This is a genomic window from Chamaesiphon sp. OTE_8_metabat_110 (assembly GCF_031382685.1).
GTDB lineage: Bacteria > Cyanobacteriota > Cyanobacteriia > Cyanobacteriales > Chamaesiphonaceae > Chamaesiphon.
In genome coordinates, this window is sequence record NZ_JANMZA010000597.1 from 1 (window position 1) to 11,890 (window position 11,890).

The following is an 11,890-nucleotide window of genomic DNA, read 5'->3' on the forward strand; positions in this document are numbered from 1 at the left end:
ATCTGATTTATGGAGCTGCGACACTTACGTTATTTTAAAACTGTTGCCACAGAATTGCACTTTGGCAAAGCGGCAGAAAAATTACATATTTCACAGCCGCCACTAACTAAACAAATTCAAAATTTAGAGGCAGAGTTAGAATTTAAACTATTTATCCGCACTAATAGATCGGTAGCGCTGACACCTGCGGGGCAAGCATTTTTAATTGAAGTCAACCAAATTTTGCAACAACTAGATCGAGCGATCGATATTGGTAGAAAAACCAGTCGCGGCGAACTCGGTAAAATCTCGATCGGGTTTGTCGGTTCGGCAACTTATAATATTTTACCAGTGATGCTCCAGCAGTTTCGCGATCGCTACCCCAATGTTCAGATTGAGTTGCACGAATTGACTACCGATCGCCAATTAATTTGGCTGCGCGAGGGTAGAATCGATATCGGCTCGATCCGTCCGCCGATTATCGATCGAGATTTTGTGACTCAGGTAGTTTTTCAGGAATCTTTTGTGATTGCTTTGCCTACTAATCACCATTTAGCAGCATTAGATGAGATCGATTTAACATTGTTAGCAACAGAGCCATTTATTTTATTTCCCCGCGAACTCGCACCAGGATTATACGATCCAATTATTTCGATTTGTCAGGCGGCGGGGTTTAGTCCGCAAGTAGTTCAAGAATGTATTCAAATGCAGACGATAGTCAGTCTGGTTTCAGCAAATCTGGGCATCTCTATTTTACCCGCATCAATCCAAGAAGCACAACGTCAAGGAGTAATTTACAAGCCAATTCGTTCCCAGACTACGAGCATCGATAAGTTAGCTAAGATTGCGTTAGTATGGCGGATTGGCGATCGATCGCCGATAGTAAATAGATTCTTAGAAGTTGTTTTAGGCACAAATTGACAGCAGTAGTTTTAATTAATTACTTAGATCTTAAAGCAATAAATACCACCGTCCGCCATACAATTTTACTTGACCCTTACTTTGATATTCGATCGCGATCGAGTCATCAAATTTGTATTTCACTCCCGCTCGATCGATATAAGAGCCACGGAGCTTCGCATTCCACAAAGTTGGTTTCGATTTAAGATATTCAACTTGACGCTCTCGAATTTTATGTCCGCCGAATTTAGCAATTTTGGCAGCAATTTCTGGTGCAGCAATGGACTCTTCTGGCATCAAGCGGCGGAGCGCATTCTCATTCCGATCTTCGAGCGCACTTAGATATCCATCGACTATTTTTTCAGGTGTAGCCGCGCCATTTTTATTAGCTGCGCCACATGATTGCAATGACAATAATAAAATGACGATCGGGATAATGAGCATCGATCGCCAGTAAAGTGAGGATTTATGAGATAACTCGATCGCCTGCATATCAACTATATTAGTCCCAAAAGACTGACTCGATCGGTGGTAGTGCTGGTAGATAATTTCTTATTTTCGCTTCAAGGCTTTCACCTCAGCACTGGTTAGATCTCGCCAAGATCCTAATGATAAACCCTCAAGTGATAGTAACCCGATCGCGACTCTTACCAATCTTAATGTTGGGAAACCGACGGCGGCTGTCATCCGCCGTACCTGGCGATTTTTGCCTTCAGTTAAAGTCAATTCCAACCAGGCGGTAGGAATATGTTGACGCTCTCTAATTGGTGGATCTCGCGGTGGTAGCTCGGGTTCGGCAGCTAATAACTTAACTCGTGCGGGTTTAGTCCGATAGTTTTGCACTGCGACACCAGTCGCTAGTAGCTCGATCGCGGTAGGATCGGGAATCTTCTCCACCTGCACCAAATAAGTGCGTGGGTGTCCGTATTGGGGGTCGCTCAGACGATGTTGCAGTCTGCCATCATCTGTCAGTAGCACCAAGCCTTCACTATCCCAGTCTAGTCTCCCGACGGGATACACATCGGGGACGGGAAGATAGTCTTTGAGCGTCTGTCTGCCTTCTTCATCAGTAAACTGACTCAGCACACCGTATGGTTTGTAGAAGAGGATGTAACGCAAGTTAGTGAATAGTGAATAGTGAATAGAAACAGTTGAATTGAAAAAATCGCCCGAAAACCAACAAAATCACCCGCCTACGCACTGCTTGCCAACGATGTTTCATTGTCAAATTTCAATCGAAAGCAGCAACATCGATTATACAAGCCGATCGATCCAGACTTCCAAGTTTATTGTCTCACTCCTACCGCTAGTCACGATCGATTAACTCGAATTTTAACCCGATCCCAGACGTTCTAGGGTAATAGCTTCCCAGCGCAAAAACCGCTAAGATCGAAACTAGCGATGTTCTCTGACTAGAGGCTGCGCCAAAAGATTACTCGGACAGAACAACAGAGAATATGCGTTTAATTTTGATGACGGGCAAAGGTGGTGTGGGTAAAACCTCCGTTGCGGCGGCGACTGGGTTGCGATGTGCCGAACTCGGTTATCGTACCCTCGTACTGAGTACCGATCCCGCTCACTCCCTAGCAGATAGCTTTGACATGGAGATGGGGCACGATCCGCGTGAAGTTCGTCCGAACCTGTGGGGCGCGGAACTGGATGCCCTCAAAGAACTCGAAGGCAACTGGGGAGCGGTGAAACGCTATATTACCCAAGTATTGCAAGCGCGCGGGATGGAAGGGGTACAAGCTGAAGAATTGGCAATCCTACCAGGGATGGATGAGATCTTTGGGCTAGTGCGGATGAAACGGCACTACGATGAAGGAATCTATGATGTGCTGATTATTGACTCCGCACCGACAGGAACTGCCCTGAGACTGCTGAGTTTGCCCGAAGTCGGCGGTTGGTACATGCGGAAGTTTTACAAGCCTTTACAGGCAGTTTCGGTCGCGCTCAGACCACTAGTAGAGCCGTTATTTCGACCGATCGCGGGGTTCTCATTGCCGAATAAGGAAGTGATGGATGCGCCCTATGAATTTTACGAGCAAATCGAAGCTTTGCAGAAGATTTTGATGGATAATACCGTCTCTTCGGTCCGGTTGGTGACTAATCCCGAAAAGATGGTTATCAAAGAATCGCTCCGCGCTCATGCTTATTTGAGTTTGTATAATGTCTCGACTGATTTAATTATTGCCAATCGGATTATTCCGGCAACAGTTACCGATCCCTTCTTCAAAACTTGGAAGGAAAATCAAGAGACATATCGCCAACAAATTCACGAGAATTTTCATCCTTTGCCAGTGAAGGAAGTACCTTTGTATGCTGAGGAACTCTGCGGACTCGAAGCACTCGATCGACTCAAAGTCACGCTGTATGGCGATGAAGATCCTAGCAAAGTTTACTATCAAGAAAATACCCTGCGAGTCGTTCAAGAAGGTAATAGTTTATATAGTCTAGAGCTGTATTTACCAGGGATTGCCAAAGATCAAATTCAACTCAATAAAACTGGCGATGAATTGAATATTAGAATCGGTAATCACCGTCGGAATATGGTCTTACCACAAGCTCTAGCGGCACTCCAACCGACTGGGGCGAAGATGGATGAGGATTATCTCAAAATTAAATTTGCTTAATGAATGTCTGCAAAGGTTTTTTGATGTGGATCGTAGATCTAAATCCCCCAAACCCCCTTTTCAAGCTTGCTCAGACCCGTAAAATTCCCCCTTTCTAAGGGGAATTTCTAGGGTCTGCGCTTAGCAATCTAGACTTTTCAGACATCCACTGATGGATTCGAGATCGATATATCGATCGCGTAACTGGGTAGTATATAGATAACGATAGTATCTTCTCGAATATACTACCCATGCCAATTGAATGTCGAATCAGCGGAGGTAACTTCTATGTCTCATTTCACCTACTGCCGTCTCACAGCTATTTCGCTCGGAATTTTTTTGCTAAATGCAATCGCGGCTAGTCCAGCTACAGCCAGGGAATTAGTCGGTATCGTCGATCGATCTACAGCTCAACCCAGTGCAGGATTAAATATCGGTTTAGCTCCCATTATTCCCCAGCTTCAAAACCGGATTGCCCTCAAACAGGAGAGGACAACTAACACCAGACAACCGCTAGGCGTCGGTGTCACCGCCCGAGTTGGCACGCTCGGCATCGGTGTCGATGTCAACAAATCATTGACGCCACAACTAAATGCTCGCTTGGGTTTTAACTTTGGTAATGTCAATCTCAATCGTACCGATAGCGGCATCGATTACGATGCCCAGCTAAAATTTAGCAGCGTACAGCTCTTTGGCGATTATTACCCCTTTACCAGCAGCAGTTTCCGGGTAACTGGCGGCATCGTCGCTCAAAATAATCGCTTTGCACTCACTAGTAAACCCAGTAGTACTGGCACATATACGATCGCGGGCACTCAATATTCAGCCGCTAACGTCGGTACTCTCAATGGTGAGTATAGCTATGGTAACTCGATCGCGCCTTATCTAGGCATCGGGATTGGTAAGTCTAGCAATGAAGGTTTAGGCTTCAATGCGGATCTAGGCGTAATGTTTACTGGTTCGCCCAAAGTTTCGCTCACAGCCAGCAATCCAGCATTTAACAACAACCCACTTACTCGCTCCCAACTCGACAATCAAGCGCGTCAAACCGAAAACGATCTGCGCGGCTTTAATGCTTATCCAGTATTATCGATCGGACTTTCTTACGGCTTTTAGTTGTTGATTCTAAATCTGGTTCATATCATAACAATCCTACTTAGAAACCCCGCTCTTCCATATCAGAAGGGCGGGGTTTATGCTTAATAAAGCTAAGGGACTTGGGTGGAAATAACATCCTAGATGTTTGTCGGTTCAGGTTTCGACTTCGTTCAACCTCCGAGGGTTGAGCGAAGTCGTTGGCGATAGCCTGCCGTAGGCACAACCTGAACCCACTGGTAGCTTACTAAGTTGCAAGCCCCTAAGTTTTCAAACACTCTCTAAGTCGTCGGTGGTAAAATCACCCGTTTAGCGACACCGAGCTTTTGTAATAATTTAATCGACCACCAAGTCATATCGATTTCCCACCATTGCCAACCACCTTTAGCCACATTAGGATAAGCATGGTGGTTATTGTGCCAGCCTTCGCCGTAAGTCAGTAATGCCGCCCACCAGAGATTGCGGGAGTTGTCATCCGACTCATGAGTGCGATAGCCAGTAATATGACTAGCCGAATTGATCAGCCAAGTACTGTGCCACAAAATCACCGCCCGGACGAAGACACCGTAAATCACAAACGACCAACCGCCGATCGCATACAATAGCAATCCGACTGGAATTTGTAAAAACAAGAAATACTTATCGAGCCAGCGGTAGTAAGCATCTTTTGCTAGATCTGGCGCAGCTTTTTTGTACTCATCTAATTTAAAGAAATTAGATTTTGGGTAAAAAATCCATAGCATGTGACTCCACCAAAAGCCCCGTTTTGCCGAGTAGGGATCTTTGTCCCAATCTTCAGTATACAAATGGTGTTGGCGATGTCCGGCTACCCAGAAAATCGGCCCACCTTGGAGTGCTAATGCGCCTAGGGTTGCGAAGACATATTCCAGCGGTTTGGGCACCTGAAAGCTGCGGTGTGTGAGCAAACGGTGAAAACCCAAACAAATCCCGATCGATCCAAACAGCCAATGTAGGAAGATCGCCGCTCCCAATGCAGACCAATTAAAATACCACGGTGCTGCCAAGGCAATCAGATGAAACGACCCAAAAAAGAACACATTCGTCCAGCTTAATGGTGTCGTATCCCGTTGCGGTGAGTCATTTTCGACTGGGCTGTGCCCACGTTTCTCGATTGAAGTAACAGTCATATAGTTAGGTTTTAGGTTTTAGGTTTTAGGCTTTAGGCTTTAGGCTTTAGGTTTTAGGTTTTAAGGCTTTAGGTCTGAATTCCCCAGTGAGAGTACTTTCCCTAACACCTAATCCCTAATATCTAATACCTAATTTGAAGGTTTTAGGTCTGAATTGCCACTAAGAGTAATTTCCCTAATACCTAATACCCAATACCTAACACCTAATTTTAGGTATAGTAGAAAGACGGTATGCAAGTAACGCTTGCATTTACATCCTAACAAGTTTTGTTAACTTGTGCAAGTATCACTTGCATTCATCGCGACTTCTATTTTCGCAGATCTCCAAAACCTTTACCTCATGCCATCTCCCCGCAATCTCAACCGCCAAAAAATCATCCAGGCAGCGATCGAATTATTTGCCAACCAAGGGGTAAGTGAGACGACTACCAAGCAGATTGCCGAATTGGCGCAGGTAAATGAGGTCACGTTATTTCGGCAATTTGGGAATAAACACGGGTTGCTCCTCGCCGTAATCGAAGACGCGGCGGTATTCGCGCAATTAGGACAGAGTTTAAGCACAGAATTGCCGCCAGCCAGTAATCTCGCCGAGATGCTCCGCACCTACGCCAATACCTGTCTGCAAGCACTAGAGCAGACTCCCGCCGTCATTCGATCGCTCGTTGGCGAGTCGGGGCAATATTCCACCGAAAATCGTCAAGGATTGGGACGCAGTTTCGATCGCGCCAATCGCCGCGTCGCCAAGTATTTAAAAACCAATATCGGTGAATCGCAGTCAGATTTACAATTACCGATCGAGCAGCTTACCAGTTTACTGCATACATTATTATTCGGCTATGCCACGATCGAACTAACTAGTGAATTTCATGGCTTATGGCGCGATCGCACGGATTTTCTCGATCGCGTTGTGAAGTTATTTGTGGCGGGTGCTATGGCTGTAAATAGTCAACACTCAACAGTAACTAATCCTACCGATACCCCCGCAATTCAACTCGATTTACCCGCATCAATCGTCCATCAAATCCTTCAACAAGCCAAAAAACATAGTCTGCAAACCTATGCGCTGGCGTATGTTTTATTTGGCACAGGATTGAGTATCAGTGAGATTATCGCATTGACTCGATCGAATCATGTCAGTAGTAACGATCTGCAACTTCTACAAATAACTCGCGGTGCAATCCGGCAAGTACCAGTCAATCAATGGATTCTCGGCAAACGCTACGGCTCCTATCTCAAAAATCCCCTCACACAATGGCTCAGAAGCCGCAAAGATTCTAATCTGGCTCTATTCATCAATTCAGATGACACGGCATTAACAGCAGGCGATTTGCACCAACTCTGGCAACAATCGACTCATGAAATTATCGCACCCACAGGCGCACCACCGACGATCGCGCAAGCGCAAGTGACTTGGTGCGTAGAAATGATAATGAGAGGACTATCGATCGAAGCAATGCAGGTATTGACGGGATGGGAAACCAGTCAACTCGAACCCTATGTACATCGAGCTAAAGAGTTGACAGTATTAGCACAAGCATTCAATGTCGATCGGCATTGATAAACTTTAGAAATTAAGTGTTGCTGGATTGAGGGATGAAACCCTCGGTAGGGGCAATTCATGAATTGCCCCTACCGAGGGTTTGAGGCAAGGATCTGTAGGTTGGGTTGAAGAATAGACCTCCTGCGAAAGTATCAAGCAATCGCCTGTTGTAATGATAAATACAGTCAGTAGGGTGGGCACTGCCCACCAACTAGGTTTCAGGCATAGTCTATCTTATAAAAAATTGCACCTACCTACTTACTAGTAACCACCTAGCCAGCTACTTCCACCAAAATAATTGACAAAACCTTTCCCAGACATCGAGCCAACTAGATTTGTGCTGATGGTGGCGACGATAGACATACCATTCTTGGACAGTTTGGTAGATAAATTCGGTATAACTCGGCGATAAATAAGGGAAGGCATTCAGATCGGCAACCTTAAGTTTTTGTTGAATGGCAATTGCCAAAATTTGAATCGATTCGGGAGCATGTTCGCCGACAATTTCCGCACCCACAAGCTGTCCGGTACGCGTGACGACAATCCGACAAATACCGCTATTAAGATCGTGTAAAATTGCCTGAGTAGAGGTCTTTAAACACTTGGTGAGGATAATTAGATCGCGAGGGTTGCTATTTGCCGCAGTCATGAGTGTCATCCCGACTCTGGCTAATGGCGGATCGGTATATACCGCCCACGGCAAGTTATTATAACTACGATAATCAATTTTAGTTGGGTGGCGAGATAGGGCATTTTTGACAGCAATCTTGGCTTCATACTGAGTCAAGCTCTGACTGTGATAACCACCTAAAACATTGCCACAGACGCTACCGCAAGCGTAAATTTGACGATGAGATGTTTGGAATTTATTATCTACTGAAATGCCTTTTTCGCTATATTCGACACCGACACCGATGAGATTGAATGGCTCTAATAATGGTCGATCTGGTAAAGCAATGAAAATCTCATCGACAGCGATGGGTTCGCCCCCAGTTGCCAATAGTTTCGAGCCATCTTGCCTACTGACATTCGTGACGGTAGTTTCGAGATAAATTTGCACGCCATCAGCTTCTAATTGCGCCTGAATCAGATTGGCAGTATCGAGATTTTCATAAGGTAAAATCTGTGCGGTTTCGACGATCAGGGTAACTTGACAGCCCAGTTTTGCGAAGGTTTGTGCCAATTCTACGCCGATGGCTTCAGATCCGATAATCGCCCAGCGCCGGGGGATTTCTCGCTCTGCCAAATCTGGCAATCGATCGAGTCCGACAAACCCAGCATCTTGAATGCCCGGAATCAAGGGATAGTGGGAGATCGAGCCAGTCGCCAGGAGATACTTCCGCGCCCGCAAATAGCGATCGCTCACATTAAACGCCAACTGGGGACGACGACAAAATTCACCCATCCCAAAAATAACATCTACACCCATCGCTGCCAAGACAGCCGGATTAGTTTGCAAATCCAGCCTGTCGATCGCTGCGGCGGCGTACTTCCAAGGGTAGCTAGTCGGCGACTGAAGGCGCGATCGAGTAGTTTGGGTAGTTTTGGCAATTTGTGCCAACGCATCGGGGTAGAAATCGCACTGAGGATGAATCTGTGCGCCAGCAAGCGTCGATACCACCAATGCCACCCGCGCCTGTAAATTTACAGCCTCGATCGCGGCTACCCTAGCGGCGGCTGTCGCGCCAATAATTACTAAGTCGTATTCTACAGTCAAAATTCTTCGGGAAAGGGGGGTGGGGTAAGGGGTAAGAGGTAAGGGGTAAGAGGTAAGAGGTAAGAGGTAAAAGGTAAGAGGTAAGAGGTAAAAGGTAAGAAGGTGTGTATTAGTCTCCCATCTCCCATCTCCCATCTCCCATCTATCCAAACCGATAACCAAAACCACGTACCGTAGTAATGTACTGTGGCTGACTGGGATCGATTTCGAGTTTTTCGCGCAACCAGCGGATGTGGACATCGACGGTTTTGCGATCGCCGATAAAGTCGATCCCCCAAACGCGATCGAGTAATTGTTCGCGATCCCAGACGCGGCGGGGGTTTTGCATGAATAGCTCTAGCAGTCGAAATTCTCGTGGTGAGAGATTGACGCCAACGCCACGGACTAATACCCGGTACTCTTCAGGATAAAGGGTGATGTCTTGAAATTGCAGTGTGGGGGTATCGGCTGCGACATTGAGCCGATGGCGGCGGAGTAGTGCGCGACACCTAGCAACTAACTCGCGCATACTAAATGGCTTGCTAATATAATCATCTGCGCCAACTTCTAAGCCGAGTACCCGATCTGTCTCAGTGGTTTTGGCGCTGACAATGAGGATCGGAACGTGATTGCCTTGATAGCGCAAAAATCTACACAAATCTAAACCGCTAACTTTGGGCAGCATGAGATCGAGAATAATCAGATCGAAAGGAAAATCTTGGAGTTGATTTGCGGGTGCTTGACACTTGGCGAGTGCGGTGTGTCCATCCGCGATGGAAACTACGTCGTAGCCCTCTTCCTCTAAGCCGAGTACGAGTAATTCTCGAATTGAGTCTTCATCTTCTACTACTAAAATTCGATTGGTGACGGTGCCTAGTTGCTGGATCGTAGATTGATTCGACATGTTTAGTGCGAGCATCATCACAAATAATCACAAAAATTGGGAACATTTTCTAAATTTCAAAGGCAGAGGCTTTACCAATTGTAAGGGACATCAGGGGCGGAGAGTTTTTGAAAGCTACCTTATTATTAGCAGGCGATCGCCTCTCTCACAATACTTAGTCACAAATTCGGGAGATGGGAGTTGGGAGTTGGGAGAGGATAAGAGGTAAAAGGTAAGGGGTAAGAGGTAAAAGGTAAATAGTCTTCCAATCTCCCAGTCCCCCCGTCCCCCGTCTCCCAACTCCCATCTCCCATCTCCCATCTCTTAAACTAGTAACTATCCCCTGCTTACCAATTGGCGATCGTGATGCGTTTACATCTGAGTACTTGGACGGAAGTTGAAGCTTATCTCCAAACATCCACTGGGATAATTATACCGATCGGTTCGACAGAACAACATGGGCCGACAGGCGCGATCGGTACGGACGCGATCTGTGCCGAAGCCATCGCCGAAGCTGTCGGTACGGCGACTCAATCCCTCGTCGCACCGACGATTAATGTCGGGATGGCATTGCATCATACTGGTTTTCCAGGCACGATTAGTTTGCGTCCGAGTACGCTGATTTTAGTCATTCGCGACTATCTTACTTGCTTGGCGAGATCGGGCTTTACTAAGTTCTTTTTTATCAACGGGCATGGCGGTAACATCGCTACGCTAAAGGCAGCTTACTCGGAGGCATACGCGCATCTTGCCGATCTGAATATTCCTAATATCGATCGAATCGAATGCCAGACAGCAAACTGGTTTATGTGCGGAAGTGTCTATCGTCTAGCTAAGGAATTATACGGCGATCGCGAGGGTTCTCACGCAACACCTTCAGAAGTTGCTCTGACTCAATATCTCTACCCTGAAACTGTCAAATCTACGCCATTAGATCCCAACAATCTGTCTTCAGAACGCAAAATTCTTGGTGCGGCAGATTTTCGCCGTCGTTATCCCGATGGCAGAATGGGTTCCGATCCGAGTCTAGCTACCCCAGAACACGGTAAGCAATTTTTCGATCTCGCCGTCAAGGATCTCACCGCTAGTTATTTGGAGTTTTTAGTAGAGTAGATGGGAGATGGGAGATGGGAGTTGGGAGTTGGGAGTTGGGGGACGAGGAGACTGGGAAACTAGGAGACTGGGAGACTATTTACCTTTTACCTCTTACCTCTTACCTCTTACCTTTTACCTCTTACCTTTTACCCTCTACCCTCTCCCATCTCCCATCTCCCATCTCACCTAATCGGCACTCCAACCGATCGCAAGAAACCACGCAGGCGTAGTAAAAATAGTGTTTCTTTGATTTTGGGGTTATTAATCGCGACACTGGCATTGTCTCGTTCGAGTTGGAGCCGAGTCGTGACGACTAATTCGGCAAAATCGGCAGCAGATAATGGTTTGCCATCGATCGGCGATCGAGCTTCGGTGATGATTTCAGCTCTGAGTACTTCTTCGGGAATGTCGGCATCGGCGGGAAGATTATCGGCTCTAACTGGGAGTACAACCTGCCAGTTTGCACTCACCACCAATCCGATTTGAATTATTTGTCGGGCAATTTTGGGAGACATCTAAACACTAGCGATATGTTAGTTGCAGTGAGCGGCTGTGAAGTATCGACTCGTTGGCAAAGCCTCCGCCATGCGGAATCGAATAGTGGTAGCGCTCTGGGCGGGTGGTAGCTGGCTCTGGCTCAAATGGAATCTTTGTTCGTCTAGAAATGGGGTTCTGTGACTCTCACGACTACATTAGCAGAACAATGCTAGTATGTGTATCGATAGTTGCTATCTAACTCAAAATACATCGTTTCCAGTCACTTACATTTTGATTAACTTCGCATGTATCAGCTAAACATCCCCCCCGATCGCGAGTCTTTGTCAGCACCACAGCGTCGTACTTCAGTTACACGCGCCCCAAAATCTCCGGTAGTGGGAGTCAACTCTCATCAGCCCCAGCCACAAGTCAGACAATTATCCCAAAATTCAGCCCCAGATTGGC

General features: G+C 46.5%; 11 protein-coding genes. 5 read left to right on the forward strand and 6 right to left on the reverse strand.

All coding sequences use genetic code 11. The annotated features are described in order from the left end of the window. Positions 1-9 precede the first annotated feature (9 nt). Entirely contained in the window at positions 10-900 is an 891-nt protein-coding gene (locus RMO52_RS21485) for a LysR family transcriptional regulator (RefSeq protein ID WP_310418383.1), read from the forward strand. Between the two features lie 30 nt (positions 901-930). Here RMO52_RS21485 and RMO52_RS21490 read toward each other — a convergent pair whose 3' ends face one another. Beyond that, the gene (locus tag RMO52_RS21490; protein WP_310418386.1) at positions 931-1,371 is read right to left on the reverse strand and encodes a hypothetical protein; all 441 of its coding nucleotides are present in this window, start codon (positions 1,369-1,371) and stop codon (positions 931-933) included. 60 nt (positions 1,372-1,431) lie between these two features. Then, on the reverse strand, positions 1,432-1,998 hold the full coding sequence (locus tag RMO52_RS21495) for a pseudouridine synthase (protein WP_310418389.1): 567 nt from the start codon (positions 1,996-1,998) through the stop codon (positions 1,432-1,434). A 338-nt stretch (positions 1,999-2,336) separates the two neighbouring features. Between RMO52_RS21495 and RMO52_RS21500 the strand changes: the two genes are divergently transcribed. Beyond that, positions 2,337-3,512, forward strand: a complete 1,176-nt coding sequence (locus RMO52_RS21500; RefSeq protein WP_309740961.1) for a TRC40/GET3/ArsA family transport-energizing ATPase — start codon at positions 2,337-2,339, stop codon at positions 3,510-3,512. Between the two features lie 267 nt (positions 3,513-3,779). After that, entirely contained in the window at positions 3,780-4,607 is an 828-nt protein-coding gene (locus RMO52_RS21505; RefSeq protein ID WP_309740957.1) for a hypothetical protein, read from the forward strand. 260 nt (positions 4,608-4,867) lie between these two features. On the opposite strand, the gene RMO52_RS21510 is transcribed toward RMO52_RS21505, so the two are convergent. After that, the gene (locus RMO52_RS21510) at positions 4,868-5,734 is read right to left on the reverse strand and encodes a fatty acid desaturase (protein ID WP_310418394.1); all 867 of its coding nucleotides are present in this window, start codon (positions 5,732-5,734) and stop codon (positions 4,868-4,870) included. A gap of 277 nt (positions 5,735-6,011) precedes the next feature. Here RMO52_RS21510 and RMO52_RS21515 point away from each other — a divergent pair, with 277 nt between their 5' ends. Then, complete coding sequence (locus tag RMO52_RS21515; protein WP_310418397.1) at positions 6,012-7,292, forward strand: TetR family transcriptional regulator; 1,281 nt, start codon at positions 6,012-6,014, stop codon at positions 7,290-7,292. 262 nt (positions 7,293-7,554) lie between these two features. Here RMO52_RS21515 and RMO52_RS21520 read toward each other — a convergent pair whose 3' ends face one another. Both RMO52_RS21520 and RMO52_RS21525 read right to left on the reverse strand, forming a co-directional pair. Then, on the reverse strand, positions 7,555-8,991 hold the full coding sequence (locus tag RMO52_RS21520) for an NAD(P)/FAD-dependent oxidoreductase (protein WP_310418399.1): 1,437 nt from the start codon (positions 8,989-8,991) through the stop codon (positions 7,555-7,557). A gap of 142 nt (positions 8,992-9,133) precedes the next feature. Then, complete coding sequence (locus tag RMO52_RS21525) at positions 9,134-9,889, reverse strand: response regulator transcription factor (protein ID WP_310418408.1); 756 nt, start codon at positions 9,887-9,889, stop codon at positions 9,134-9,136. Positions 9,890-10,219: 330 nt separating this feature from the next. On the opposite strand from RMO52_RS21525, the gene RMO52_RS21530 reads away from it, so the two are divergent. After that, the gene (locus RMO52_RS21530) at positions 10,220-10,966 is read left to right on the forward strand and encodes a creatininase family protein (protein ID WP_310418402.1); all 747 of its coding nucleotides are present in this window, start codon (positions 10,220-10,222) and stop codon (positions 10,964-10,966) included. A gap of 164 nt (positions 10,967-11,130) precedes the next feature. On the opposite strand, the gene RMO52_RS21535 is transcribed toward RMO52_RS21530, so the two are convergent. Next, positions 11,131-11,463 carry a hypothetical protein gene (locus RMO52_RS21535; protein WP_310418405.1) on the reverse strand — a complete coding sequence of 111 codons (333 nt, stop codon included), beginning with the start codon at positions 11,461-11,463 and terminating at the stop codon, positions 11,131-11,133. Positions 11,464-11,890: the final 427 nt, after the last annotated feature.